Below are 25,573 nucleotides of genomic sequence, written 5' to 3'. Positions count from 1 at the left end.
ATTATCGAGTGCAGCAGATAGTCCGAACTATCGCTCTGGCGTATAACAACCTGCCACGGCCCCACCGCGTCATGCTGGGGTCGCTGACAGTCGTCACATTGGCCGTCGCTGTTTGGCGGCCTTTTGTTTACCACCCAGAACACAACCCCATTGCCAAGAGCGTCGAGTTAGAATCCAGCCAGATGCGGTCATTGCTCCCCGAAGCCAGTGAACCGATTGATGCCGACCAACCCACCCCCGATGACGAAATCCCGCAGGATGAGCTGGATCAAAAAGATGCCGGCGACGATGGCGTGCATGAATATGTGGTTTCCACCGGCGACACCCTCGGCAGCATTCTGACGCAGTACGGCATCGATATGTCGGATGTCACCTTGCTGGCTTCGCAAAACCGCGATCTGCGTAATCTGAAGATCGGCCAACAGCTGTCGTGGACCGTCAATGATGCGGGCGATCTGCAGCAGTTGACCTGGGAAGTTTCCCGCCGCGAAACCCGCACCTATGACCGCGTCGGCAATAGCTTCAAAGAGTCGAAAGAGGCGCAGCAGGGGGAATGGCGCAACAACGTGATCAGCGGCCGGGTCAACGGCAGCTTCGTCAGCAGCGCCGGCGACGCCGGGCTGAGCCGTAACGAAATCAATGCGGTGATCAAGGCGCTGCAGTGGCAGCTCGATTTCCGCAAGCTGCGCAAAGGCGACCAGTTCTCCGTGCTGATGTCGCGCGAGCATTTCGACGGTAAAAAATCGCAAAGCCAGCTGTTGGGCGTGCGTCTGCGCACCGGCGGCAAAGATTACTATGCGATCCGCGCCGAAGACGGCAAATTCTACGATCGCCAGGGCTCTGGCCTGGCGCGCGGCTTCATGCGTTTCCCGACCATGAAACAGTTCCGCATCTCCTCCAACTTTAACCCGCGTCGCGTGAACCCGGTGACCGGCCGCGTGGCGCCGCACAAGGGCGTCGATTTCGCCATGCCGGTCGGCACGCCGGTGTTGGCGGTCGGTGACGGTGAGGTGGTGATCGCCAAACGCAGCGGCGCGGCGGGCAACTATGTGGCGATCCGTCACGGTCGCCAGTACACCACGCGCTATATGCACCTGAAAAAACTGCTGGTGAAACCGGGCCAGAAGGTGAAACGCGGTGATCGCATTGCGCTTTCCGGCAACACCGGGCGTTCCACCGGGCCGCACCTGCACTTTGAACTGTGGACCGGCCAACAGGCGGTGAACCCGCTGACGGCCAAGCTGCCGCGTTCCGAAGGGCTGAGCGGCAAAGACCGCAGCGATTATCTGGCGCAGGTGAAGGAAGTGGTTCCTCAGCTGCAGCTGGATTAATACCCCCTTTTTCAGGCGCTTCGGCGCCGTCAATTTCATCGGCCTGATTGCGGGCCGATGCTGTTTTATCTGGGCGGTTCGCGGTTGTTAATTGCAAAATCGGTGATGGCAATTATGATTAGCCGAATCGCTAAGCGAAGAGCATGTGCATGCAAAACGAGAAGAAATCGAACGTAGAGTTCATCCCGCAGTTTCAGAAAGCCTTTTTATATCCGCGCTACTGGGGCGTGTGGTTGGGAACCGGCGTGATGGCCGGCATTTCGCTGGTACCTGCGCGCCTACGCGATCCGGTGCTGGGGGCGGTCGGCAAACTGGCCGGCAAGCTGGCGAAGGGCGCACGCCGTCGTGCCCGCATCAACTTGCTTTATTGCTTGCCGGAGCTGCCGGAAAGCGAACGCGAGCACATCATCGACCAGATGTTTGCCTGCGCGCCGCAGTCGATGGTGCTGATGGCGGAACTGGCCTGCACCAAGCCCGAGAAAGTGCTCAAGCGCGTGCGTTGGCACGGTGAAGAGGTGTTGGACAAGATCCGGGCGGAAGGGCGCAACGTCATTTTCCTGGTGCCACACGGCTGGGCGGTGGATGTGCCGGCGATGCTGATGGCCGCGCGCGGCCAACCGATGGCCGCGATGTTCCACAATCAGCGTAATCAGCTGATCGACTACCTGTGGAATGCCGTGCGGCGTAAATTCGGCGGCCGCATGCACGCGCGGAACGACGGCATCAAACCGTTTATCAGTTCGGTACGGCAGGGGTATTGGGGCTACTATCTGCCCGATCAGGATCACGGCGCCGAGCACAGCGAGTTCGTCGATTTCTTCGCGACCTATAAGGCGACGCTGCCGGCGGTAGGCCGGTTGATGAAAGTGTGTCGTGCGGCGATCGTGCCTTTATTCCCGGTGTACGACGGCAAAACCAGCATGTTGGACATTTATATCCGCGAGCCGATGGATGACCTGGCCGAAGCCGACGATCCGCGCATTGCCCGCCGCATGAACGAAGAGGTGGAAAATCTGGTGGGCCCGAACCCGGAGCAGTACACCTGGATCCTCAAACTGCTGAAGACGCGCAAGGAAGGGGAGATTGAACCTTACTCGCGCGACGATCTGTATCGTTAATCCTGTCTCCCGCTAACGCCGGCCGGGCCACAACCCGGCTGGCGTCTCTTCAGATGTGCACCATACAGCCGCGAGCCCGCAGGATGTCGACGACTTTAGGCGTGCGGGTGAAATCATTCCAGCGCAGGTCCAGCTTGCGCAGGCGGCTCAGTTCGCCGAGGCTTTCCGGCAGGTCGCTCAGGCGGTTGGCGCGCAGGTCCAGACTTCTCAGCGCCGTCAGCTCGCCGGTATTTTCCGGCAGACGCGACAGCTGATTGAAACGCAGGTTCAGCTCGCTCAACCGCGGCAGCCGGCAGAAGGCCTGCGGCAGCTCGGCGATGGCATTGTTAGCCGCGTCGAGTATCTCCAGCTCACCGAGCTGAGCCATTTCCGCCGGCAGCGAAGTCAGGGCATTTTTCATGATATGCAGTTCGCGCAGCGCGCGAAGTTGCCCGATTTCGGCGGGCAGGCTGCCGATGCGGTTGTTGTATAAACGCAGCTCCTGCAATGCAACAAGCCTCGGTATTGCCTGTGGTAAAGCGGTTAAATGGTTGTCGGTCGCGTTGAGGTAAACCAACTGCTGCAGCTGCGCCAGCGAGCGCGGCAGCTCGCTAAAGCCGTTATCGCTCAGATAGAGGTATTTCAACCGATGCAGCTGCCCCAGTTCTTCGGGGAGTTCGCTTGCGCGATTGTGGCCAAAGTCGAACATCTCGAGCTGTTGCAACTGGCCAATCTCCGGCGGCAGGCGGTCGAGCTGATTACAGGAGATATTCAGCACCCGCAGATTTCGGTGCCGGAAGATCGGGGTGGGGAAGGCCGTCAGCAGATTGTCGTACAGGCTAATCTTGCGCAGCGCGTGGCCGGCCAACGGCGACTCGTCGAGCTGCGTCAGGCCGTGGCCGTCGAGATCGAGCTCATCACCGCTCGCTGCGGGAGTGTGTTGGTGGAGCATGGCGTTCTCCGTCTTTTATGGCGGTGTCAGGGCAAAAAAAATGCCGGCCAACGTGAGCCGGCCGGCATTTCGTCTGCGGCGTGGATTATTCGACGCGCAGGATACGGCTGGTATTGGTGGTGCCGACGGTTTCCATCACGTCGCCCTGGGTGACGATCACCAGATCGCCGGAGACCAGGAAGCCTTTGTCGCGCAGGCGATTGACGGCTTCATTGGCGGCGATCACGCCGTCTTTGTGGCTGTCGAAATACACCGGCGTCACGCCGCGATACAGCGCGGTCAGGTTCAGCGTGTGCTCATGACGCGACATGGCGAAGATCGGCAGGCCGGAGCTGATGCGCGACATCATCAGCGCGGTACGGCCGGACTCTGTCATGGCGATCAGTGCGGTAACGCCTTTCAGGTGGTTGGCGGCATACATCGAAGACATGGCAATCGCTTCTTCGATGTTGTCGAACTGCACGTCCAGGCGGTGTTTGGAGACGTTGATACTTGGGATCTTCTCGGCGCCCAGACAAACGCGCGCCATCGCCGCCACGGTTTCCGCCGGGTATTGGCCGGCGGCGGTTTCCGCCGACAGCATAACGGCGTCGGTGCCGTCCAGCACGGCGTTGGCCACGTCCATGACTTCGGCGCGGGTCGGCATCGGGTTAGTGATCATCGACTCCATCATCTGGGTCGCGGTGATCACCGCGCGGTTCAGGGTACGGGCGCGGCGGATCAGTTTCTTCTGAATGCCGACCAGTTCCGGATCGCCGATTTCGACGCCGAGGTCGCCACGGGCAACCATGACCACGTCGGAGGCCAGAATAATGTCGTCCATCGCTTCGTCGCTGCAGACCGCTTCGGCGCGCTCAACCTTGGACACGATCTTGGCATTGCAGCCGGCGTCGCGCGCCAGGCGGCGAGCATAGTTCAGGTCTTCACCGGTACGCGGGAAGGAGACCGCCAGGTAATCGACGCCAATCTTGGCGGCGGTCACGATGTCTGCCTTGTCTTTCTCGGTCAGCGCTTCGGCCGACAGGCCACCGCCGAGTTTGTTGATGCCCTTGTTGTTGGACAGCGGGCCGCCGACGGTGACTTCGGTAAACACTTTCATGCCCTGAACTTCGAGCACTTTCAGCTGAACGCGGCCGTCGTCGAGCAGCAGGACATCGCCCGGCACCACGTCGGCAGGCAGGCCTTTATAGTCGATACCGACTTTTTCTTTATCGCCTTCGCCTTTTGACAGGTTGGCGTCCAGCAGGAATTTATCGCCCACGTTGAGGAAGATTTTGCCTTCCTTGAAGGTGGATACGCGGATTTTCGGCCCTTGCAGATCGCCGAGGATAGCGACGTGACGTCCCAGTTTGGCGGCGATTTCACGCACTTTGTCAGCGCGAACCTGGTGGTCTTCCGGGCTGCCGTGGGAGAAGTTAAGCCGAACTACGTTGGCGCCGGCGGCAATGATCTTTTCCAGATTATTGTCGCGGTCTGTAGCCGGACCCAGGGTGGTAACGATTTTGGTTCTTCTGAGCCGTCTGGACATGTATTACTCCGTTGACTGGTGAAGCAAATATTGGTGTTGCGATAAACGTCGGATAACGAAACCAGGCGTGAAATGTAATTTTACAACACTGATATTTCACCCGGGTTACCCGCATGAGCATATTAACAGGGTACAGCCTCTGATGCCGTCATTCAAATGTCTGTTGAACGGCGATTTTTTCTTCGTCAGGTCACGAGTCAAAACTGTTGGGAATGACCACCCCTTTATCAAAGCGCGATTCTTTGAGCGCTTCTTTGACCCGCTTCAAGTTATCTCTGAATTTAGCCCCTCTGCGCAAGGTAAATCCGGTGGCGAGCACGTCAATGAGCGTTAATTGCGCGATCCGCGACACCATCGGCATGTAAACGTCGGTGTCTTCGGGCACATCGAGCAGCAAAGGGAGGGTCGCCGCCTGAGCGAGCGGGGTGTCGCGCGAGGTGATAGCCAATACCGTGGCGTCGTTTTCTCGCGCCAGGTGAGCCATCTCCACCAGATTCTTGGTGCGGCCGGTGTGTGAGATCAACACCACCACGTCCCCTTCGCCGGAGTTCATGCAGCTCATGCGTTGCATAACGATGTCATCGAAGTAGACCACCGGGATATTGAAGCGGAAAAATTTGTTCATCGCGTCGTGCGCCACCGCCGCGGAGGCGCCCAGGCCGAAGAAAGAGATCTTTTTTGCCTGGGTGAGCAGGTCAACCGCACGATTGATTGCGGCAATATCCAAATTTGCCTTTACTGTATCCAGGCTGGCCATGACCGATTCGAAGATCTTGCTGGTATAGGAATCGACGCTGTCGTCTTCCTCAACGTTACGGTTTACGTAGGGCGTGCCGTTAGCCAGGCTTTGGGCGAGGTGCAGTTTGAAATCGGGAAAGCCTTTGGTATCAAGGCGGCGGCAAAAGCGGTTGACGGTAGGTTCGCTGACGTCGGCCATGCGCGCCAGCGTGGCAATGCTGGAGTGAATGGCGGTCTGTGGGGAGGCCAGGATCACCTCGGCGACTTTCCTTTCAGATTTGCTCAGGAGTTCCAGATGGCTCTGGATTTTGTCCAGCGTATTCATATAACGAGAGTCACTCATGGTTTTATCCCTGTGGCTTTCAAGCAACAGCGCCGAATTTCGCCCGTGTTCGCCGCGCACGCAGACGCCAAACGAGCGGCTGTAACCTGGAATCGATAGGGTATGTCGATTTCAAACAAAGGAGAAATCAATGCCGGTTTAGTGAAAATATACTACGTGCTGGTAACCGTTGGCAGTCTCGACAGGGCGTATGCAGGCTTTTTTCACCAGAATATGACCTGTGTCTAACTTTCATAATGGTAACAGAGCGTCAAAAAAGACGAAAAATTACAGTTTTGCCCGCCTGTGCGGGCTCTGGCGTGCATTGGCGCTACCGCTGGAATCTTGAGGTCTTTTTTCCTGCTTCTGCACCGGGTTTGCTGGCCGTAGTCAAACAGAGTACATTAGTAATGTAAGAAAATTACAAATATCCTGCAACGAGGAGATGAACATGGCGGTAACCTCTACAGCCCAGGCGTGTGACCTGGTTATTTTCGGCGCGAAAGGTGATTTGGCGCGCCGTAAGCTGCTGCCTTCCCTGTACCAGTTAGAGAAAGCCGGACACATCCACCCGGATACGCGGATCATCGGCGTCGGCCGCGCGGAGTGGGATAAAAAAGCGTATACCGAAGTGGTCAAGGAAGCGCTTGGCACCTTCATGAAAGAAAAGTTGGATGATGAACTCTGGGCCACGCTGAGCGCACGCCTGGACTTCTGCAATCTGGACGTCAACGACAGCAAGAACTTTACCAAACTGGGTAAAATGCTGGATCAGAAACACCGTACCACCATCAACTACTTCGCCATGCCGCCAAGCACCTTCGGCGCCATCTGCAAAGGGTTGGGCGAAGCCAAGCTGAACCATGAGCCGGCGCGCGTGGTAATGGAAAAACCGTTGGGCACCGATCTGGCGTCCTCCCGCGTGATCAACGATCAGGTAGCGGAGTATTTCAACGAATCCCAGGTTTACCGTATCGACCACTATCTCGGCAAAGAGACGGTGCTGAACCTGTTGGCGCTGCGTTTCGCCAACTCGCTGTTCGCATCCAACTGGGATAACCGCACCATCGATTCGGTGCAGATCACCGTGGCGGAAGAGGTGGGCATCGAAGGGCGTTGGGGTTACTTCGACCAGGCCGGCCAGATGCGCGACATGATCCAGAACCACCTGCTGCAGATCCTGACCATGATCGCCATGTCGCCGCCGGCGGATCTGACCACCGACCGTATCCGCGACGAAAAGGTGAAGGTGTTGCGCTCGCTGCGCCGTATCGATCAGACCAATGTACGGGAAACCACCGTGCGCGGTCAGTACACCGCCGGTTTCGTCCAGGGCAAGAAAGTGCCGGGTTATCTGGAAGAGGAAGGGGCGAACAAGAGCAGCAGCACCGAAACCTTCGTCTCCATCCGCGTGGATATCGACAACTGGCAATGGGCCGGGGTGCCGTTCTACCTGCGTACCGGTAAACGTCTGCCGACCAAATGCTCGGAAGTGGTGGTGTACTTCAAAAACCCGCCGCTTAACTTGTTCAGCGATTCTTACCAGCAGCTGCCGCAGAACAAGCTGACCATCCGCCTGCAGCCGGACGAAGGCATCGAAATTCAGGTGCTGAACAAGGTGCCGGGGCTGGATCACAAGCACCGTCTGCAGACCACCAAGCTGGACCTGAGCTTCTCGGAAACCTTCAACCAGGAGCACGTGGCGGACGCCTACGAGCGCCTGCTGCTGGAGACCATGCGCGGCATTCAGGCGCTGTTCGTGCGCCGCGATGAAGTGGAAGAAGCCTGGAAGTGGGTCGACTCCATCATGGACGCATGGAAAGCCGACAACGAGGCGCCGAAGCCTTATCAGGCGGGCACCTGGGGGCCGGTGGCCTCGGTGGCGATGATCACCCGCGACGGCCGTTCCTGGAACGAGTTCGAGTAATGCGCAATGCCGGCAGCCTGTCTGCCGGCTTTTTTTTTGCCTGCGATCTGCGCGTGGGCCACATCACTTACGGTACGGCCGGACGTCCGCGCATTTGCGCGGAGCCCTGTGGCAGGGGCGTGCCATTGTTAACCGCGAGTAATGGAGAAATAACGATGAAAAACTGGAAAACCAGCGCCGAGCAGATCCTGACGGCAGGGCCGGTGGTGCCTGTTATCGTGATCAACAAGCTGGAGCAGGCGGTGCCGCTGGCGAAAGCGCTGGTTGCCGGCGGCGTGCGGGTACTGGAGGTGACGCTGCGCACCGCCTGCGGGCTGGAGGCTATCCGCGCTATTGCCAACGAGGTGCCGGAGGCCATCATCGGCGCCGGTACGGTGATCAATCCGCAGCAGCTGCGGGAGGTGACCGAGGCGGGGGCGCAGTTCGCCATCAGCCCGGGGCTGACCGAAGCCTTGCTGCAGGCGGCGACGGTGGGGCCTATCCCGCTGATCCCGGGCATCAGCACCGTTTCCGAGCTGATGCAAGGTATGGATCACGGCCTGCGCGAATTCAAATTCTTCCCGGCGGAAGCCAACGGCGGCGTGAAGGCGCTGCAGGCGATCGGCGGCCCGTTCCCGCAGGTGCGTTTTTGCCCGACCGGCGGCATTACGCCGAGCAACTACCGCGATTATTTGGCGCTGAAAAGCGTGCTTTGCATCGGCGGTTCCTGGCTGGTGCCGGCGGATGCGCTCGAAAGCGGCGACTATGCGCGCATCACTGAACTGGCGCGCAGCGCCGTCAGCGGGGCTGCGTTGTAACCCGCACCGCGCCTGGGGTTGGCGCTTATTTGCGCACCCGCGAATGTCGCAAGGCTCAACGCTTCGTTGAGCCTTTTTTAATTTTTATCGAGATTAACTTTCTTATTTTTAACCCGTTTTTTTCTGCTTTTTTATGAAAACGGCAGTTTGCTTTCTCATTTTGGCTGTGGTAAAAATATCTCAGTCGAAAATTTTACTTTTATGAGGATATTGGGCAAATCGCACGGTGTGCGGCTGATAATAGAGAACTATTATGATGACTATTAACGGAACTACCCTCAGAACCTCTACTTGCCAACTCTTCCTGTCTGCGATCCTTGCCAGTGAGCATCACTGGTGCAGCGAGCTATAGCGTCTTTCTCCCTTAACCGGTGCAGGTGGCGGGCTTAGGCCTTCACGCTACCGTTCAGCCGGGCAAACATTCTTTTTGCGTTTGGGTCAGTTTATCCCCAGGGATCTCTGCGTCTTGCGCGCCGCAATACGGCCGTTCGACGAGATAAATCGGGATAAATATGCCTTGGCGCGCGTAATTCGCCGTTTGGGAGAAAAATTATGATTTATTGGATCTTTTTAGGTTTGGCCATCATGACCGAAATCATCGGCACCTTGTCGATGAAATACGCCAGCGTCAATGGCGGCATGATCGGGCACATCGTGATGTACGTGATGATCACCGCTTCTTATGTGTTGCTGTCGGTGGCGGTAAAACGCGTGGCGCTGGGCGTGGCCTATGCGCTGTGGGAAGGCATCGGCATTCTGTTCATTACCCTGTTCAGCGTGCTGTGGTTCGACGAGCCGATCTCGGCGCTGAAGGTGTTGGGCCTGGCGACGCTGATCGCCGGCATCATGCTGGTGAAATCCGGCACCCGCAAAGAGCGAAAACAGGTCAGCCCGCGAGGTGACAACCATGCAACAGTTTGAGTTGTACCACATTGGGTTCCTGGGACTGGCGATCGTGCTGGAAATCATCGCCAACATCTTCCTGAAGATGTCGGACGGCTTCCGCAAAATTTGGCTGGGGCTGTTGTCGCTGCTGTCGGTACTCGGCGCGTTCAGCGCCCTGGCGCAGGCGGTGAAGGGCATCGATCTGTCGATCGCTTATGCGCTGTGGGGCGGTTTCGGTATCGCCGCCACCATCGCCGCAGGCTGGATCATGTTCGGCCAGCGGTTGAACGCCAAAGGCTGGATTGGCCTGGCGCTGCTGCTGACGGGGATGGTGATCCTCAAACTGTCCTGATAGCCGGCAATAAAAAAACCGCAGGCGTTGCCGTCTGCGGTTTTTTTCGTCTGCGCTCAGGCTTACAGCGCGGCGATGATTTTGATTTCCACCTTGTACTTCGGATTCATCAGCTGCGCCTGCACCGTGCAGCGCACCGGCGCGCTGCCGGCGACCACCCAGGCGTCCCAGGCGGCGTTCATCGCGGCGAAGTCGGCGGTGTTGGCCAGGAAGATGGTGGCATCCAGAATGCGGCTTTTGTCCGAACCGACGCGCGCCAGCAGCACGTCGATGGCGGCGAGGGCGTTGGCGGTCTGCGCGGTCGCGTCGTCGTCCAGGTTTTCCGGCACGCTGGTGTAGTAAACGGTCTCGTTGTGCACCACGGCTTCGGACCAGCGCTGATCGGGATCAATTCTTTCGATATTCATTTGCTTATCTCCATATCATAGTCGCGCTAAGGGTAGCACAGCCGGTCATGAAAATGCGCGGCGATAAAGTGGGTGGTAGCCGAGCGGCAGGCTTGGCATAATCACCGCTGAATGACACCGGCAGAGAGACAGCGTGACAGACGATTTTGCAACAGACGGCGCATTGGCGCAGGCTATCAAGGGATTCAAACCGCGTGAGCCGCAGCGGCAGATGGCGCAAGCCGTTACCGAGGCGATCAATTTCAAGCAGGAGCTGGTGGTGGAAGCCGGCACCGGCACCGGCAAAACCTTCGCTTATCTGGCGCCGGCGCTGCGCGCCGATCGTAAAGTGATCATCTCGACCGGTTCGAAAGCGTTGCAGGATCAGCTGTATGCGCGCGATCTGCCTACCGTTGCCAAGGCCTTGAAGTACAAAGGCAAGCTGGCGCTGCTGAAGGGGCGCTCCAACTACCTGTGTCTGGAACGGCTGGAGCAGCAGTCGATGGCCGGCGGCGAACTGGCGGGGCAGACGCTGATCGATCTGGTGCAGCTGCGCAAGTGGTCGTCGCAGACCAAAGAGGGCGACATCAGCACCTGCAGCGAAGTGGCGGAAGACAGCTTCGTCTGGCCATTGGTGACCAGCACCAATGACAACTGCCTGGGCAGCGACTGCCCGCTGTATCAGGATTGCTTCGTGGTCAAGGCGCGTCGCCGCGCGATGGATGCGGATGTGGTGGTGGTGAACCATCACCTGTTCCTGGCGGATATGGTGGTGAAAGAGGGCGGTTTCGCCGAGCTGATCCCGGAAGCCGAGGTGATGATTTTCGACGAGGCGCACCAAATCCCCGACATCGCCAGCCAGTATTTCGGCCAGCAGCTCACCAGCCGCCAACTGTTGGATCTGGCGAAGGACATCACCATCGCCTACCGCACCGAGGTGCGCGACGCCGCTCAACTGCAAAAAAGCGCCGACCGTCTCAGCCTGAGCACGCAAGATTTTCGCCTGAATCTGGGCGAGCCGGGTTTTCGCGGCAATCTGCGCGACGTGCTCGGCGAACCCAACGTGCAGCGCGCTCTGTTGCTGCTCGATGACGCGCTGGAGCTGTGTTATGACGTGATGAAGCTGTCGCTGGGGCGTTCGGCGCTGCTGGACGCTGCCTTTGAACGCGCCACGCTGTACCGCGCGCGGCTCAAGCGGCTGAAGGCGGTGACGGAGCCGGGCTACAGCTATTGGTATGAATGCAACTCGCGCCACTTCGTGCTGGCGCTGACGCCGCTGACGGTGGCCGATCGGTTCCGCGAAATGCTGGACGACAAGCCGGGCAGCTGGATCTTTACCTCGGCCACGCTGTCGGTCAATGACCAGTTGGGTCATTTCACCGAACGGCTGGGGCTGACCAAGGCCAAAACGCTGCTGTTGCCGAGCCCGTTCGACTATGCCAAACAGGCGTTGCTGTGCGTGCCGCGCTTTTTGCCTTCGCCGAATCAGCCCGGCGGGGCCCGCCAGCTGGCGCGCATGCTGCGGCCATTAATCGAAGCCAACAACGGCCGCTGCTTCTTTTTATGCACCTCGCACCAGATGATGCGCGAGTTGGCGGAAGAGTTCCGCGCCACGATGACGCTGCCGGTGCTGTTGCAAGGGGAAACCAGCAAAGGGCAGCTGCTCGCGCAGTTCGTCGCCGCCGGTAACGCGCTGCTGGTGGCGACCAGCAGCTTCTGGGAAGGGGTGGACGTGCGCGGCGACGCGCTGTCCTGCGTCATTATCGATAAACTGCCGTTTACTTCACCGGACGATCCGCTGCTGAAGGCGCGCATTGAGGATTGTCGCCTGCGCGGCGGTGACCCGTTCAATGACGTGCAGTTGCCGGATGCGGTCATCACCCTGAAACAGGGCGTCGGCCGCTTGATCCGCGACACTGACGACCGCGGCGTGCTGGTGATTTGCGATAACCGTCTGGTGATGCGGCCTTATGGCGAGGTGTTCCTCAATAGCCTGCCGCCGACGCCGCGCACCCGCGATCTGAAGCAGGCCATCGCCTTCCTGCAGACCGCCGATGCGTCGGCCACGTGAAAGATGAAGGGCTTACGGGGCTGTGCTACAATGCGCGCCCTGTATGAAAAACCCAGTTTTATTCCCGCCAGAGGTTGGCATGTCCACGCGAATTTTAGCGATCGATACCGCGACGGAAGCCTGTTCCGTCGCCGTCTGGAATCAAGGCGAAATCCACGCCCTGTTTGAGCTGTGCCCACGCGAGCATACGCAACGAATTTTACCTATGGTGCAGCAGGTGCTGGCGGAATCCGGTCTGGCGCTCAACCAGCTCGACGCGCTGGCCTTCGGTCGCGGCCCCGGCAGCTTTACCGGGGTGCGCATCGGCATCGGCATCGCTCAGGGCCTGGCGCTGGGCGCCGATCTGCCGATGATTGGCGTTTCCACGCTGCAAACCATGGCGCAGGGCGCCTGGCGCGTCAGCGGCGCGGCGCGCGTGCTGGCGGCGATCGATGCGCGTATGGGGGAAGTCTACTGGGGGCAGTTCGAACGCCAGGTGGACGGCAGCTGGTTGGCAAGCGAAGGCGAAGCCGTGCTGTCGCCGGCGCAGGCGCTGGAGCGTGCGCAGCGCCTGCAGGGCGAATGGGCCCACGTCGGAACCGGCTGGCAAACCTATCCCGACCTGGTCAACGGTTCAACCCTGAGCGTACGCGACGGCCAAATGCTGTTGCCGCAGGCGCAAGACATGCTGCCGCTGGCGCTGCACGCCTGGCAACAGGGGTTGGCGGTGGCGGTGGAAAACGCCGAGCCCACCTATCTGCGCAATGAAGTGACCTGGAAAAAACTGCCGGGCCGCGAGTAAGCGCGGCGTATTGTGCTGTTGTTGAGGCCGGGCGACGAAAGCCTGCAACTTGAACGATGAAACGCGGTCAAAGTTACAGGCATTTCAGGAGATTGCGACCATGTTAATCCGCACTGCAAGTAAAAAGCTGTCGCTGCTGGCCGTCGCCTGCGGCGCGCTGGTTCTGACCGGGTGCGTCACCGTACCGGATGCGATCAAAGGCACCAGCCCCTCGCCGGTGACTCAGCTTTCCTCGGTACAAAATGCACCGAACCTGTTTACCGGCGCGGAAGCCCGCTTCGGCGGCACCGTGGTCAACGTCGCCAATGAGCAAGGGCGCACGGTGCTGGAGATTGCGGCGGTGCCGCTCGACAGCGGTGCACGGCCGATACTGGGCGAACCGTCGCGCGGCCGCTTGCTGGCCACGGTAAACGGCTTCCTCGAACCGGTTGATTTCAAAGGCCAGTTGGTGACCGTCGTCGGCCCTATTACCGGGCTGAAAGAGGGGCGGATCGGCATGACGCCGTATCGCTTCGTGACGATGAACGTGACCGGTTTCAAACGCTGGCATCTGGTGCAGCAGGTGGTGATGCCGCCGGCGCCGATGGGCCCTTGGGGCTGGCGCGGTGGCCCGTGGGGGCCCGGTTGGGGGGCAGGCTATGGCTGGTATAACCCTGGCCCGGCACAGGTGCAAACCATCGTAACCGAGTAGCATACGCTTGATGTGAACAAATTTGACAGGGCGGCTCAGGCCGCCTTTTTGTTTTTTGGGATAAGGAATATCCGACAATTAGTGACGTACATCGCAACCTGAATAATGTTTAAAACCCAAACTGGTCTGCTGAGTTAAAATATTGTTATGGTTAGGCTGCGAGTTTGAGGGCTGCGATGATAATTAGTAATGATTTCAGGAGTAATACCTTGGATAAGGTCTGGTTAAAACGGTATCCGGCAGATGTGCCCGCAGAGATTGATGCCGATCGCTATTCGTCGTTGATCGAAATGTTTGAGCATGCCGTGCAACGCTATGCCGATCAGCCCGCCTTTATCAACATGGGCGAGGTGATGACCTTCCGCAAACTGGAAGAACGCAGCCGGGCTTTCGCGGCTTACCTGCAAAATGAACTGGGCCTGAAGAAGGGCGACCGCGTCGCGCTGATGATGCCAAACCTGTTGCAATACCCCATCGCGCTGTTCGGCATTCTGCGCGCCGGCATGGTGGTGGTCAACGTCAACCCGCTGTATACCCCGCGCGAGCTGGAGCACCAGTTGAACGACAGCGGTGCCAGCGCCATCGTCATCGTCTCCAACTTTGCCCATACGCTGGAAAAAGTGGTGTTCAACACCCCGATCAAACACGTGATCCTGACGCGCATGGGCGATCAGCTTTCGGCCGCCAAAGGCACGCTGGTCAACTTCGTGGTCAAGTACGTTAAGCGCCTGGTACCGAAATACAACCTGCCGGACGCCATTTCATTCCGCAGCGCGCTGCAGCGCGGCCGGCGTCTGCAATATGTGAAACCGGACATCATTAATGCCGATCTGGCCTTCCTGCAATACACCGGCGGCACCACCGGGGTGGCAAAGGGCGCGATGTTGACGCACCGCAACATGCAGGCCAACCTCGAGCAGGCCAAAGCCGCCTATTTGCCGCTGTTCCGCGAAGGGCAGGAACTGGTGGTGACGGCGTTGCCGCTGTATCACATTTTCGCGCTGACGGTGAACTGCCTGCTGTTTATCGACCTGGGCGGGCGCAATTTGCTGATCACTAATCCGCGCGATATTCCGGGGCTGGTGAAGGAACTCGGCAAATATCCGTTCACCGTCATGAGCGGGGTCAATACCTTGTTCAACGCGTTGCTGAACAACGAGGATTTCCACAAGCTCGATTTCTCTACGCTGCGTTTCTCGGTCGGCGGCGGGATGTCGGTGCAAAAAGCGGTGGCCGAGAAGTGGGAGCAAACCACCGGCAAACACCTGCTGGAAGGCTATGGCCTGACGGAGTGCGCGCCGCTGGTGGCCGGTAACCCTTACGATCTGAAACACTACAGCGGCAGCATCGGTTTGCCGGTGCCGTCGACGGACATTCGGCTGGTTGACGACAACGGTCACGATGTGCCGTCGGGCGAACCCGGCGAACTGTGGGTCAAAGGGCCGCAAGTTATGTTAGGCTATTGGCAGCGCCCGGACGCCACCGACGAAGTGCTGAAAGACGGCTGGCTGGCGACCGGTGATGTGGTGACCGTAGACGATCAGGGGTTTGTGCGCATCGTCGACCGTAAGAAAGACATGATCCTGGTCTCCGGTTTCAACGTTTACCCGAACGAAATCGAGGACGTGGTCAGCCAGCATCCGAAGGTGCTTGAATGTGCGGCGATCGGCGTGCCCAGCGAAGTCTCCGGCGAAACGGTGAAGATCTGCGTGGTGAAGAAAGACGCCTCGCTGACCAAGGAAGAGCTGTTGACCCATTGCCGTCGCCACCTGACCGGGTATAAAGTGCCTAAAATTGTTGAGTTCCGCGATGAACTGCCGAAGTCGAACGTCGGCAAGATTTTGCGGCGAGAACTGCGTGATGAGCAAAAAACACCAAAACCGGCCGATGCCGCCTAGGTGTCGCTCTCGCGCCTGACTATCAACAACGCCGGTGAATGCCGGCGTTGTTGTGTTTGAATCCTACAAGAGAATGATGTTTTGAATTATCAGTTGATCACTACCGATGCCGGATTGCAGCAGGTCTGCGAGCAGGCGAGAAAGCATGCCCAGATTGCGCTGGACACCGAGTTTGTCAGAACGCGCACCTACTATCCGCAGCTGGGCCTGATCCAGCTCTACGACGGTGAACAACTCTCCCTCATAGATCCTCTGCCGATCAAGCAATGGCAGCCGTTTGTCGACCTGCTGGCCGACACCGCCGTGGTGAAGTTCCTGCATGCCGGCAGTGAAGATCTCGAAGTGTTTCTCAACGCCTTTAAAACGCTGCCGACGCCGATGGTCGATACCCAGATCCTGGCGGCCTTTACCGGCCGGCCGCTCTCCTGTGGCTTCGCGACGCTGGTGGCGGAGTACATGAAGGTTGAGCTCGACAAGAGCGAGTCGCGCACCGACTGGCTGGCGCGTCCGCTGACCGAAAGGCAGTGTGTGTACGCGGCTGCCGACGTGTTCTATCTGCTGCCGATGGCCAAACAGCTGGTGCAGGAGACGGAAGAGGCCGGTTGGACCGCGGCGGCCAATAACGAGTGTCTGCTGCTGTGCCAGCGCCGTAGCGAGACGCTGGCGCCGGCATTGGCCTACCGTGAAATCAGCAACGCCTGGCAGCTGCGCCCGCGTCAGCTCGGTTGTCTGCAGAAGTTGGCGGAATGGCGGCTGCGCCAGGCGCGCGAGCGCGATCTGGCGGTGAACTTCGTGGTGCGTGAGGAAAACCTGTGGCAGGTGGCGCGCTATATGCCGTCTTCGCTGGGAGAACTGGATTCGCTGGGCCTGAGCGGGCCGGAGATCCGTTATCACGGTAAAACGCTGCTGGCGCTGGTGGCGGAAGCCGAAGCGCTGGAAGAATCCGAGTTGCCGGCGCCGTTGGCTAACCTTATCGATCAGCCGGGCTACAAGAAGGTGTTCAAAGACATCAAGGCGGCGATTGCTGCCGTCAGCGAGCAAAGCGGGTTGAGCAGCGAATTGCTGGCATCCCGTCGCCAAATTAACCAATTGCTGAACTGGCATTGGAAACTGAAGGACGGCGAAAGTCGCCCTGAATTAATCAGCGGCTGGCGCGGCGATCTATTAATGGCACCGCTGCAGGACATCCTGAAAGATTATTAAACGCTGATTATCACCAGGGCAGGGTAGGGAAACTCTGCTCGGGTGAATATAGGCAGGAAATAATGCGTTGAAGGTAAATCTGGCCAGAATTTACTTTAAACGAGGCGGCGGCAAAGTTAATTGGGAATTGTCCCAAAGGGAAAAATCGCTTTTTTGCTGCCGATAAAGCTTAATAACTGGATGCACATACAGTTACCCCCTGCACAAAATATACAGGGGGTAATTAATGCGTCGCAATCATTTAGCAGCTTCTTCCGATTCCGGTAATGTCACGTTAAGTTCAAGTACCGAAATATCGTCCCCTTTCTGCTCGAATTGCACGTGCAGCATTTCAGGATCGATCTGAATGTATTTGCAAATAACCGCCAGAATATCGCGTTTCAGATCAGGCAGATACGGGGGCTCACTGTCCCCGCGACGACGCTCTGCGACGATAATCTGCAGCCGTTCCTTGGCTATATTGGCTGTCTGTTTTTTGCGGGACAGAAAGAAGTCTAATAAGGCCATGGTTTATCCCCCAAAAAGGCGTTTCAGGAAACCCTTCTTCTCTTCTTCAATGAAGCGGAATGGGCGTTCTTCCCCCAACAAGCGGCAAACGGTATCGTCGTACGCCTTACCGGCGTCTGACTCGGCATCCAGAATGACAGGCTCACCCTGGTTGGAAGCGCGCAGCACGGACTGGTCTTCCGGAATCACACCCACCAGTGGAATGCGCAGGATTTCCAGCACGTCTTCCATGCTCAGCATGTCGCCACGGCTGACGCGGCCCGGGTTGTAACGGGTCAACAGCAGGTGTTCCTTGATTGGCGATTCGCCTTTCTCGGCGCGGCGTGACTTGGAAGAGAGGATGCCCAGGATACGGTCGGAGTCGCGTACCGAAGACACTTCCGGGTTGGTGGTGATGATAGCTTCGTCGGCGAAGTACAGCGCCATCAGCGCACCGGTTTCGATACCGGCCGGTGAATCGCACACCACGAAGTCAAAATCCATCTCGCCGAGATCGTTGAGAATTTTTTCAACGCCTTCGCGGGTCAACGCGTCTTTGTCGCGCGTCTGCGAAGCAGGCAGGATATAGAGGTTTTCAGTGCGTTTGTCTTTGATCAACGCCTGATTCAGCGTGGCATCGCCCTGAATCACGTTCACGAAATCATACACTACCCGACGTTCGCAGCCCATGATCAGGTCAAGATTACGCAGGCCGATATCGAAATCGATCACGACGGTTTTCTTGCCTTTCTGGGCCAGGCCGGTAGCGATGGCCGCGCTCGAAGTGGTCTTGCCAACGCCCCCTTTACCCGATGTAACAACAATAATGCGTGCCATGAAATGGATTCCTTGTCAAAAGGGCTTAGTTTAAAGGTTGTATGGTTAAAGCGTTATCCAACAGGCTGAGTCGTACGGCCTGCCCGACGTAATCGGACGGGATTTGGTCGCTCAACCAGTACTGCCCTGCGATAGAGACTAGCTCAGCCGCCAGGTGGGTGCAAAAAATCTGACATTGCGTGTCGCCTGACGCGCCTGCCAGTGCGCGACCGCGCATCATGCCGTAGACATGAATGTTGCCGTCGGCAATCAATTCGGCGCCGGCGCTGACGCTGTTGGTCACGATAAGATCGCAGTTGCGGGCGTAAATCTGTTGGCCGGAACGGACAGGCGTGCTGATGATACGCGTTTTGGCGGGGGCGTTATCCGCCACCACGGGCGCAGGCGCAGGCTCCGGCGCCGCCATCTTTTGGCCTTTGCCTTCGCTCAGCAGCGGCAGCCCGGCACGGGCTATCGCGCGCTTTTGACGCTCATCTCTGCAACCGCTGATACCCACAACGCGCAGACCTGCTGCCGCGACAGCCTGTTGAAGTTCTTTCCAGTTCGCATCGCCATCCAGCGTTGCGACATTGATAACAACAGGGGCGTTTTTCAGAAAAGCGGGCGCTTGCTCAACTTTCTCCTGTAACGCCTGACGTATTACCTCAGGCTGCGAATTATGCAAATGAACAACCGATAGGGTAAAACTGCTGCCTTTTAGCTCAATTGGCGATTGTGACATCTATCCTGACTCAGTCTCAGCAACTTTAAATCCCCGGAATACCACTCGGGGTGCGATATTCCGATGTACTATAAGCATGTTATAGTCAGAGTTATATCCAGGCAAGACGCTCCCTCAATTAAATAGAGTTAAAAAAATGCTTTGTGTGATCTATAGAAGCCCGAAACGCGATCAAACTTATCTTTATGTCGAAAAAAAAGACGATTTCTCTCGTGTGCCGGAAGAGCTGATGAAAAGTTTCGGTGTGCCGCAATTCGCCATGATGCTTTCGCTCGATGAGCGCAAGAAATTGGCCTCGGCGGATATCGAAAAGGTGAAGCAGGCGTTGAAAGACGAAGGCTATTACCTGCAGTTCCCGCCGCCGGTAGAAAACCTGCTCAATCAGCATCTGGCGGGCGACAAAGCCTGAGACGGCGGCTATGGCCAGGGGAGGCGCGATGACACGTTCGGCGAGAAGAACCGTATTGGCCGCCTGGCTGGCGCTGGGCGGTGTGCTGATACCGGGCGCGCCGCAGGCGGCACAGGAGGCGACGCTGGCGGCGAGCGGCCGGGATCCGGCGCAGTTCCCGGCGTATGTCGAGCAACTCAAGCGCCAGGCGCGGGAGCAGGGCATCAGCCAGAGCACCCTTGACCGTGCTTTTGCGCAAATACATTTCGTCGATCGGGTGATCAAGGCCGATCGCAATCAGCCGGAGCAGAAGGTCACCCTGGATGACTACCTGCGGCGTGTGATGTCGCCCGCCAAGGTACGCCAGGGGCGCGAACTGTACCGGCAGCGCCAGGCACAATGGACGCGCGCCAGCGAGCGCTATCAGGTGCCGGGGCGCTATATCATCGCGCTGTGGGGCATGGAAAGCGCCTACGGTAAGATTCAGGGGCGGGAAGACGTGGTGTCTGCGCTGGCGACGCTGGCGTTTGAAGGGCGCCGCGAGGCCTTTTTCAGCCAGGAGCTGATGGCGGCGTTGCAGATAGTCGAGCAGGGGCATGTCGGCGATACGCCGCTGAAAGGCTCCTGGGCAGGCGCAATGGGGCAATGCCAGTTTATGCCAAGCTCCTTCTTGCGCTACGCGGCGGACGGCGACGGTGACGGGCGCATCGATATCTGGAACAACATTGATGATGTCTTCGCGTCTACGGCCCGTTATTTGTCCAAAGAGGGCTGGCAGGCCGGTATCGGCTGGGGGCGTGAGGTCAAATTGCCCGCCGGTTTCAATCGGGCCGAGCTGGGGTTGAAAGACGCGCAGGCGCGCAGCGTCAATGCCTGGCAACAACGCGGGGTGCGTCGTGCGGATGGCAGTGCGTTGCCGCATGCCGTTCAGCGCGGTTGGATCATCGCGCCGGATGACCTGCAGGGGCGGACGTTCCTGGTCTATGATAATTTTCGCACCCTCATGCACTGGAATCGCTCTTACTATTTCGCCCTCGCCGTGGGTATGATGGCGGACGCGATCGGGCATTGATCCGGCCCACCAATAATCGGCTTGGCGCGCCAAGCCTCTACAGTTTGGGAGAAGCGGTATGTATCAACATAGAGACTGGCAGGGTTCGCTGCTCGATTTCCCGGTGAACAAGGTGGTCTGCGTCGGCAGCAACTACGCCGATCACATCAAGGAAATGGGCAGCGCGGTTTCCGTCGAGCCGGTAGTGTTTATCAAACCGGAAACGGCGCTGTGCGATATTCGCCAGCCGGTGGCCATCCCGAAAGAGTTCGGTGCGGTGCATCATGAGGTGGAGCTGGCGGTACTGATCGGCACGCCGTTGAAACAGGCCAACGAAGACCGCGTTGCGCGGGCGATCGCCGGCTACGGTGTGGCGCTCGATCTGACGCTGCGCGATCTGCAGGCGGGCTTTAAAAAAGCCGGTCAGCCTTGGGAAAAGGCCAAGGCCTTCGACGGTTCCTGCCCGATGTCGGGGTTTATCCCGGTGGCGGAATTCGGCGATCCGCAAAATGCCGAGCTGTCGCTGACCGTTAACGATCAACTGCGCCAGCAGGGCAATACGCGTGACATGATCACGCCGATCCTGCCGCTTATCAGCTACATGAGCCGTTTCTTCACGCTGCGCGCCGGCGACATCATCCTGACCGGCACGCCGCAGGGCGTGGGCCCGATGGCCTCCGGCGACATGCTTAAAATCAGCCTGAACGGCAAAACGCTCAGCACCCGCGTGATCTGATCTCTCTTGCCGCCGGCGCCGTCGGCGGCAAAGCTTGCATCTTGTGGTTAAAATGTCTATATAGTCCCCCCTCGAACCTGTGCGCAGGTGACTTATCCATTTACCGAAACCGGACGCTAACATGTCACAACTCGCTTTTTGGCAACAGAAAACGCTGGCGGAAATGTCAGAACAAGAGTGGGAATCGCTGTGCGACGGGTGCGGGCAATGCTGTTTGAATAAGCTGATCGACGAAGATACCGACGAGATTTATTTTACCAACGTAGCCTGCAACCAGCTCAACATCAAATCCTGCCAATGCCGTAACTATGAGCGGCGCTTCGAGCTGGAAGAGGACTGCATCAAACTGACGCGCGAGAACCTCACGACCTTCGATTGGTTGCCGCCGACCTGCGCCTATCGCCTGATCGGTGAAGGCAAACCGCTGTTCCCTTGGCATCCGCTGCTGAGTGGCTCCAAGGCGGCGATGCACGGCGAGCGCATCACGGTGCGGCATATCGCGGTGCGCGAGAGCGAAGTCGTGGACTGGCAGGATCATATCCTCAACAAGCCGGACTGGGCCAGGTAACGTCACCCCTTGGGCAGCAAGAGGGCGGCGTATTCAGACATTCCGTCCTCTGCGCTATCTAGCGCGCTACCGTCGGGCGTGGGGGTTATGGCATAACCGCCACTTCACGCTTTTTTATCGCGGCGATGCCAGTTAGCCAGATTTTTCAGCGGCTGCTTCACATACGGGCTGGCTTTGATCAGGCTGAACAGCAGTTTATTCACCGCCGTACCCACCTTGTCCATCGGCCGGTCGATATCGATAAACAGCACCGCACGCAGCTCGTCGGTGTCGTTGCGGACCTCGTGCTCGTAGGAATCATCAAACAGAATCACCTTGCCCTCATCCCAGTGCAGGATCTGATCGTCAACGCGGATCCACAGCTTTTCCCGATCCTTTGGCACGATCAACCCCAGGTGCGCACGCACCACGGCACGGGTCGGGCCCTTGTGGGGCACGATGTGATAGTGCGGTTTAAGGATCGAAAACATCGCGGTGCGCATGCCGGGGATCTCGCTGACCGCCTGTGCGGTGTGCGGGCAAATGGCGCAGTTCTCATCAACCCGCTGCCCGTAGACGAACAGCCCGAAGGTTTTCCAGTTATCCCCTTTAGAGATGCGTTTCTGATCCGGAGATATTTGGTGGAACGCGGGAATATCTTCCGGATGCTCCAGCAGCCGATCCAACTCCGCCCGAATTGCCGGCCAATGGGCTTCCAGCGTTGCCACCCAGTTAAATTCATGATTACCGATCTGCGGCGTAGTCGAGATTAGCGAATGACGGGTCTGAAACTGGCCGTTCCAGCGCAGGAATCTTTTCCCGGCTTAAGCAGCAGGCGGCGCAGGAGGGGGCGCTGAGATGCAGGGGTCAATGCGGTATCCGGCATAGAATCGTGTCCTTGGTGTCATTGACGTTATGCAGTCAGGCAGAGACAGGGCCTGGCTCACCGAAAGAAAGGGTGAAAATCACAACGTCATTCAGCATAAGGAAAGCATCGCGAATGATTTTAATCATTAGTGCGCGAACGGTGAGCGGGGCTTGGGATAAAGGGGAATATTCGCCAATCAGATGAGGGAGGAAGGAAAAAAGCCCCTGCAAAGATGAGGGGCAAGACACACAACAACACCAGGGAAATCGGTAATACTCACTTTGCCGATACTATAAGGATTTTATGGGCAAACTTCACCAAAATATTGTGCTCTGAATGTGACAAAGACGCAGTGGTTCATAAGTAACGGTAATTTATTGCTGCTCTAAGGCGGAAAGGAAAGCGCTGCTGCCGCCCGTTGTTGCCCGCCAACATCGCAGAAGTTTAATGTTATGTAAATTACGCGCTTAACCGAGCCGGAATGCTTCTTTTTAAACGATAAGTTGGGTAATTTGGCCGCTCTCCCGCATGTTCGAGAGTATAACAATGAAAATGATCCGTCTGTTTGCCGTGGCTGGAGCGCTGATTGTGCTCGTTTATTTCCTTACGCATACCTGAAATGGGGTTATCTCTGAATTTGACCGCAATACCCTAAAAAAACGGCGCCTTTCGGCGCCGTTTTTTGTTTGTCTGCCGATCAGCGGCCGAACAGGTCGCGGCGACGTGGGCGAACAAATTGTGCGATCAGCACAATCAGCGCCACCAGCAGATAGGCGCCGAAGATGCCGACCAGCCACTGTGGCATTTCCAGCGTCAGGAACTGCCATTGGCGCACGGAGCAGTCGCCGGAAGCGTGGAACACCGCCGGCAGCCATTTGTCCAGCGGCAGCCACGAAGGGAAGCTGACGAAGAAATCGCAGGTATTGAACGGCGAAGGGTGCAACTGGATCATGGTGTGCTTCCACGCCAGCTGTACGCCTTCCCAGGCGCTGTAGATCCACAGCAAGATCGCCACATAGCGCAGTGGGGTTTTCGGCGCGATGGCACCCACCAGCGAGGCGCCGAGGATGCCGAACAGCGCGCAACGCTCGTAAATGCACATGACGCAGGGCTGCAGCAGCATAACGTGCTGGAAATAGAGCGCGACCAGTTCCAACACCAACGCTGTCAGGGCCATCAGCAGCCAGGCGCCGCGTCCTTGTGAACAGCGGTTAAAGAATTGCAACATATCTAGATTCTTCCATGCAGTAAGCAATTGAACCGGCAGTGTAAACCAATTCCTTCTCGCTGCCAGCCACCTGGGCCGGATTCAGCGTAAAAATAGTCGGTTCACCCTGCCGGCGCCGCCTTAGTGGCCGACGGCGTCGATGGGCGGCAGCGCCAGCCAATGCCACTGCGTCAGCAGCTCGGTCGCCGGCTCCAGAGTGAACTGGACGCACAGCAGACCGACCACCGTCAGAACCACCGTATAAGGCAGGGCCATCCACACCATGCGGCCATACGACAGACGCACCAGCGGCGCCAATGCCGACGTCAGCAGGAACAGGAAAGCGGCCTGGCCGTTAGGGGTGGCAACCGAAGGCAGGTTGGTGCCGGTATTGATGGCAACCGCCAGCAGCTCAAACTGCTTCAGCGCGATGGTGCCGGTCTCCAGCGCCGTGCGCGCCTCGTTAATGTAGACCGTGCCGACGAACACGTTGTCGGAAACCGACGACAGCAGACCGTTGAACAGGTAGAACAGCGAAAGCTGAGAGGCGGGGTCGGCGCGCAGCACAAACTGGATCACCGGGCTGAACAGGTGCTGCTCGATGATCACCGCGACCACGGTGAAAAACACCGTCAGCAGGGCGGTGAACGGCAACGCTTCCTGGAACGCTTTGCCGATGGCGTGTTCGTCGTTTACGCCGCACAGGGAAGTGGCGAGGATGATCACCGACAGGCCGATCAGCCCAACTTCCGCCAGATGGAAGGCCAGCGCCAGCACCAGCCAAACGCCGATCAGCGCCTGCATCACCAGCTTGAGGCGTTCTTGCCTGCTGCGGCCGGCGGTGGCTTTGCGATCATACTCTTTCAGCACGTCGCGCACCGCCGCCGGCAACTGCGCGCCATAGCCAAACAGGCGAAAACGCTCTACCAGCCAACAGACCAGCAGACCGCACACCAACACCGGCAGCGTGACCGGCGCCATCCGCAGGAAGAAATCGATAAAGCCCCAGCCCGCGCTTTTGGCGATGATCAGGTTTTGCGGCTCGCCTACCATGGTCATGACCCCGCCGAGCGCGGTGCCGACGCCGGCGTGCATCAGCAGGCTGCGCAGAAAGGCGCGGAATTGTTCCAGCGTCTGCTTGCGTTCTTCACCGGTGAAATCGCTGTCATCGCCGATGTCGCCATCGGGGCGATTCGACGTCACGTTGTGATAGATGGAATAAAAGCCGGTGGCCACGCTAATCACTACCGCCACGACCGTCAGCGCGTCGAGGAAGGCGGAAAGGAAGGCGGCGGCCAGGCAGAACGCCAGCGACAGCAGCGTTTTCGAACGGATGTTGAGCAGCAGCTTGGTGAAGACGAACAGTAGCAGCTGCTTCATAAAGTAGATGCCGGCCACCATAAAGACCAGCAGAAGCAAGACTTCCAGGTTATGTTCGATTTCCTGCGAGACCTGCGCCGGGCTGGTCATGCCGATGGCCACCGCCTCCAGCGCCAGCAGGCCGCCCGGCAGCAGCGGGTAGCATTTCAACGCCATCGCCAGGGTAAAGATGAACTCGACCACCAGCAGCCAACCCGCGACAAACGGGCTGGCGAAGAAGAACACCAAGGGGTTGATCGCCAAGAAAATGAGAATAGTCAGTTTGTACCAGTCGGGAGATTGCCCCAGAAAGTTTTTGAGCAGGGCGCTGCGCAGGGTTGTTTCCATTGTCCTTTATGCATCCTTAAATCAGTCGTAGCACGTACCCTAACAATGCGGCGGGGGCGGGCGCAA

Annotated in this window: 25 protein-coding genes; 15 read left to right on the top strand and 10 right to left on the bottom strand. The window is 58.3% G+C overall.

Annotated features, from left to right (window positions below; translation table 11 throughout):
• Positions 1-8: 8 nt before the first annotated feature.
• Complete coding sequence (gene mepM, locus C3F38_RS16415) at positions 9-1,331, top strand: murein DD-endopeptidase MepM (RefSeq protein WP_038877136.1); 1,323 nt, start codon at positions 9-11, stop codon at positions 1,329-1,331.
• Between the two features lie 149 nt (positions 1,332-1,480).
• Positions 1,481-2,449, top strand: a complete 969-nt coding sequence (gene lpxM / locus C3F38_RS16410) for a lauroyl-Kdo(2)-lipid IV(A) myristoyltransferase (RefSeq protein WP_055316768.1) — start codon at positions 1,481-1,483, stop codon at positions 2,447-2,449.
• A gap of 49 nt (positions 2,450-2,498) precedes the next feature.
• Here lpxM and C3F38_RS16405 read toward each other — a convergent pair whose 3' ends face one another.
• From C3F38_RS16405 to C3F38_RS16395, 3 genes are all read right to left on the bottom strand, one after another.
• On the bottom strand, positions 2,499-3,380 hold the full coding sequence (locus C3F38_RS16405) for a leucine-rich repeat domain-containing protein (protein ID WP_038877140.1): 882 nt from the start codon (positions 3,378-3,380) through the stop codon (positions 2,499-2,501).
• Positions 3,381-3,465: 85 nt separating this feature from the next.
• Positions 3,466-4,908 (bottom strand): pyruvate kinase, encoded by a 1,443-nt coding sequence (gene pyk, locus C3F38_RS16400; protein WP_038877142.1) that lies wholly within the window; start codon positions 4,906-4,908, stop codon positions 3,466-3,468.
• Between the two features lie 190 nt (positions 4,909-5,098).
• Positions 5,099-5,971: a MurR/RpiR family transcriptional regulator gene (locus C3F38_RS16395; RefSeq protein WP_038877144.1), complete on the bottom strand. Its 873-nt coding sequence runs from the start codon at positions 5,969-5,971 to the stop codon at positions 5,099-5,101.
• Between the two features lie 448 nt (positions 5,972-6,419).
• Here C3F38_RS16395 and zwf point away from each other — a divergent pair, with 448 nt between their 5' ends.
• The 4 genes from zwf (at position 6,420) to mdtI (ending at position 9,929) form a co-directional block, all read left to right on the top strand.
• Entirely contained in the window at positions 6,420-7,895 is a 1,476-nt protein-coding gene (gene zwf, locus C3F38_RS16390; RefSeq protein ID WP_019452799.1) for a glucose-6-phosphate dehydrogenase, read from the top strand.
• A 155-nt stretch (positions 7,896-8,050) separates the two neighbouring features.
• Positions 8,051-8,692 carry a bifunctional 4-hydroxy-2-oxoglutarate aldolase/2-dehydro-3-deoxy-phosphogluconate aldolase gene (locus C3F38_RS16385; RefSeq protein WP_038877147.1) on the top strand — a complete coding sequence of 214 codons (642 nt, stop codon included), beginning with the start codon at positions 8,051-8,053 and terminating at the stop codon, positions 8,690-8,692.
• Between the two features lie 552 nt (positions 8,693-9,244).
• On the top strand, positions 9,245-9,613 hold the full coding sequence (mdtJ, locus tag C3F38_RS16380) for a multidrug/spermidine efflux SMR transporter subunit MdtJ (protein WP_004932327.1): 369 nt from the start codon (positions 9,245-9,247) through the stop codon (positions 9,611-9,613).
• Complete coding sequence (gene mdtI / locus C3F38_RS16375; RefSeq protein WP_016927446.1) at positions 9,600-9,929, top strand: multidrug/spermidine efflux SMR transporter subunit MdtI; 330 nt, start codon at positions 9,600-9,602, stop codon at positions 9,927-9,929. The genes mdtJ and mdtI overlap by 14 nt, the downstream gene beginning before the upstream one ends.
• A 62-nt stretch (positions 9,930-9,991) precedes the next feature.
• On the opposite strand, the gene C3F38_RS16370 is transcribed toward mdtI, so the two are convergent.
• The gene (locus C3F38_RS16370) at positions 9,992-10,336 is read right to left on the bottom strand and encodes a RidA family protein (protein WP_015378124.1); all 345 of its coding nucleotides are present in this window, start codon (positions 10,334-10,336) and stop codon (positions 9,992-9,994) included.
• Between the two features lie 133 nt (positions 10,337-10,469).
• On the opposite strand from C3F38_RS16370, the gene C3F38_RS16365 reads away from it, so the two are divergent.
• The 5 genes from C3F38_RS16365 (at position 10,470) to rnd (ending at position 16,959) form a co-directional block, all read left to right on the top strand.
• A complete protein-coding gene (locus C3F38_RS16365) occupies positions 10,470-12,386 on the top strand; it encodes an ATP-dependent DNA helicase (RefSeq protein ID WP_055316765.1) in 1,917 nt (638 codons plus the stop codon).
• Positions 12,387-12,465: 79 nt separating this feature from the next.
• On the top strand, positions 12,466-13,167 hold the full coding sequence (gene tsaB / locus C3F38_RS16360) for a tRNA (adenosine(37)-N6)-threonylcarbamoyltransferase complex dimerization subunit type 1 TsaB (protein WP_038877152.1): 702 nt from the start codon (positions 12,466-12,468) through the stop codon (positions 13,165-13,167).
• A gap of 100 nt (positions 13,168-13,267) precedes the next feature.
• Complete coding sequence (locus C3F38_RS16355; protein WP_038877154.1) at positions 13,268-13,858, top strand: Slp family lipoprotein; 591 nt, start codon at positions 13,268-13,270, stop codon at positions 13,856-13,858.
• Positions 13,859-14,067: 209 nt separating this feature from the next.
• Positions 14,068-15,756, top strand: a complete 1,689-nt coding sequence (fadD, locus tag C3F38_RS16350) for a long-chain-fatty-acid--CoA ligase FadD (RefSeq protein ID WP_038877156.1) — start codon at positions 14,068-14,070, stop codon at positions 15,754-15,756.
• Positions 15,757-15,837: 81 nt separating this feature from the next.
• Complete coding sequence (gene rnd, locus C3F38_RS16345; protein ID WP_038877158.1) at positions 15,838-16,959, top strand: ribonuclease D; 1,122 nt, start codon at positions 15,838-15,840, stop codon at positions 16,957-16,959.
• A 237-nt stretch (positions 16,960-17,196) separates the two neighbouring features.
• Here rnd and minE read toward each other — a convergent pair whose 3' ends face one another.
• Genes minE through minC form a run of 3 tightly spaced genes read right to left on the bottom strand, consistent with a single transcriptional unit; the run spans position 17,197 to position 19,003 of the window.
• A complete protein-coding gene (gene minE / locus C3F38_RS16340) occupies positions 17,197-17,466 on the bottom strand; it encodes a cell division topological specificity factor MinE (RefSeq protein WP_004932303.1) in 270 nt (89 codons plus the stop codon).
• 3 nt (positions 17,467-17,469) lie between these two features.
• A complete protein-coding gene (gene minD, locus C3F38_RS16335; RefSeq protein ID WP_016927452.1) occupies positions 17,470-18,282 on the bottom strand; it encodes a septum site-determining protein MinD in 813 nt (270 codons plus the stop codon).
• A 25-nt stretch (positions 18,283-18,307) separates the two neighbouring features.
• On the bottom strand, positions 18,308-19,003 hold the full coding sequence (gene minC, locus C3F38_RS16330; RefSeq protein ID WP_038877161.1) for a septum site-determining protein MinC: 696 nt from the start codon (positions 19,001-19,003) through the stop codon (positions 18,308-18,310).
• 136 nt (positions 19,004-19,139) lie between these two features.
• Here minC and C3F38_RS16325 point away from each other — a divergent pair, with 136 nt between their 5' ends.
• The 4 genes from C3F38_RS16325 to C3F38_RS16310 all read left to right on the top strand — a co-directional run bounded on the left by C3F38_RS16325 (position 19,140) and on the right by C3F38_RS16310 (position 21,746).
• Entirely contained in the window at positions 19,140-19,412 is a 273-nt protein-coding gene (locus C3F38_RS16325; protein ID WP_004932294.1) for a YcgL domain-containing protein, read from the top strand.
• A gap of 28 nt (positions 19,413-19,440) precedes the next feature.
• Positions 19,441-20,463, top strand: coding sequence for a lytic transglycosylase domain-containing protein (locus C3F38_RS16320; protein ID WP_055316763.1), 1,023 nt, complete (start codon positions 19,441-19,443; stop codon positions 20,461-20,463).
• Positions 20,464-20,521: 58 nt separating this feature from the next.
• Positions 20,522-21,178 carry a fumarylacetoacetate hydrolase family protein gene (locus C3F38_RS16315; RefSeq protein ID WP_004932286.1) on the top strand — a complete coding sequence of 219 codons (657 nt, stop codon included), beginning with the start codon at positions 20,522-20,524 and terminating at the stop codon, positions 21,176-21,178.
• A gap of 121 nt (positions 21,179-21,299) precedes the next feature.
• Positions 21,300-21,746 carry a YcgN family cysteine cluster protein gene (locus C3F38_RS16310; protein WP_025159803.1) on the top strand — a complete coding sequence of 149 codons (447 nt, stop codon included), beginning with the start codon at positions 21,300-21,302 and terminating at the stop codon, positions 21,744-21,746.
• Positions 21,747-21,850: 104 nt separating this feature from the next.
• Here C3F38_RS16310 and C3F38_RS16305 read toward each other — a convergent pair whose 3' ends face one another.
• The 3 genes from C3F38_RS16305 to nhaB form a co-directional block, all read right to left on the bottom strand.
• The gene (locus C3F38_RS16305) at positions 21,851-22,453 is read right to left on the bottom strand and encodes an aspartyl/asparaginyl beta-hydroxylase domain-containing protein (RefSeq protein WP_233211726.1); all 603 of its coding nucleotides are present in this window, start codon (positions 22,451-22,453) and stop codon (positions 21,851-21,853) included.
• Positions 22,454-23,290: 837 nt separating this feature from the next.
• Positions 23,291-23,821, bottom strand: a complete 531-nt coding sequence (gene dsbB / locus C3F38_RS16300) for a disulfide bond formation protein DsbB (protein WP_033643335.1) — start codon at positions 23,819-23,821, stop codon at positions 23,291-23,293.
• Positions 23,822-23,941: 120 nt separating this feature from the next.
• Positions 23,942-25,507, bottom strand: a complete 1,566-nt coding sequence (gene nhaB, locus C3F38_RS16295; RefSeq protein WP_047730536.1) for a sodium/proton antiporter NhaB — start codon at positions 25,505-25,507, stop codon at positions 23,942-23,944.
• Between the last annotated feature and the right edge of the window lie 66 nt (positions 25,508-25,573).

This window comes from Serratia sp. SSNIH1 (assembly GCF_002935055.1).
Taxonomy (GTDB): Bacteria; Pseudomonadota; Gammaproteobacteria; order Enterobacterales; family Enterobacteriaceae; genus Serratia; species Serratia nevei.
This window is presented reverse-complemented; position numbering and strand designations above follow the sequence as displayed.

Coding starts and splice junctions, on each gene's coding strand:
- C3F38_RS16370 (WP_015378124.1), bottom strand. CDS start 10,336: ATGAATATCGAAAGAATTGATCCCGATCAGCGCTGGTCCGAAGCCGTG.
- C3F38_RS16405 (WP_038877140.1), bottom strand. CDS start 3,380: ATGCTCCACCAACACACTCCCGCAGCGAGCGGTGATGAGCTCGATCTC.
- mdtI (WP_016927446.1), top strand. CDS start 9,600: ATGCAACAGTTTGAGTTGTACCACATTGGGTTCCTGGGACTGGCGATC.
- zwf (WP_019452799.1), top strand. CDS start 6,420: ATGGCGGTAACCTCTACAGCCCAGGCGTGTGACCTGGTTATTTTCGGC.
- C3F38_RS16320 (WP_055316763.1), top strand. CDS start 19,441: ATGACACGTTCGGCGAGAAGAACCGTATTGGCCGCCTGGCTGGCGCTG.
- mdtJ (WP_004932327.1), top strand. CDS start 9,245: ATGATTTATTGGATCTTTTTAGGTTTGGCCATCATGACCGAAATCATC.
- minC (WP_038877161.1), bottom strand. CDS start 19,003: ATGTCACAATCGCCAATTGAGCTAAAAGGCAGCAGTTTTACCCTATCG.
- C3F38_RS16355 (WP_038877154.1), top strand. CDS start 13,268: ATGTTAATCCGCACTGCAAGTAAAAAGCTGTCGCTGCTGGCCGTCGCC.
- dsbB (WP_033643335.1), bottom strand. CDS start 23,821: ATGTTGCAATTCTTTAACCGCTGTTCACAAGGACGCGGCGCCTGGCTG.
- nhaB (WP_047730536.1), bottom strand. CDS start 25,507: ATGGAAACAACCCTGCGCAGCGCCCTGCTCAAAAACTTTCTGGGGCAA.
- minD (WP_016927452.1), bottom strand. CDS start 18,282: ATGGCACGCATTATTGTTGTTACATCGGGTAAAGGGGGCGTTGGCAAG.
- tsaB (WP_038877152.1), top strand. CDS start 12,466: ATGTCCACGCGAATTTTAGCGATCGATACCGCGACGGAAGCCTGTTCC.
- pyk (WP_038877142.1), bottom strand. CDS start 4,908: ATGTCCAGACGGCTCAGAAGAACCAAAATCGTTACCACCCTGGGTCCG.
- C3F38_RS16395 (WP_038877144.1), bottom strand. CDS start 5,971: ATGAATACGCTGGACAAAATCCAGAGCCATCTGGAACTCCTGAGCAAA.
- lpxM (WP_055316768.1), top strand. CDS start 1,481: ATGCAAAACGAGAAGAAATCGAACGTAGAGTTCATCCCGCAGTTTCAG.
- C3F38_RS16315 (WP_004932286.1), top strand. CDS start 20,522: ATGTATCAACATAGAGACTGGCAGGGTTCGCTGCTCGATTTCCCGGTG.
- minE (WP_004932303.1), bottom strand. CDS start 17,466: ATGGCCTTATTAGACTTCTTTCTGTCCCGCAAAAAACAGACAGCCAAT.
- C3F38_RS16385 (WP_038877147.1), top strand. CDS start 8,051: ATGAAAAACTGGAAAACCAGCGCCGAGCAGATCCTGACGGCAGGGCCG.
- C3F38_RS16325 (WP_004932294.1), top strand. CDS start 19,140: ATGCTTTGTGTGATCTATAGAAGCCCGAAACGCGATCAAACTTATCTT.
- C3F38_RS16310 (WP_025159803.1), top strand. CDS start 21,300: ATGTCACAACTCGCTTTTTGGCAACAGAAAACGCTGGCGGAAATGTCA.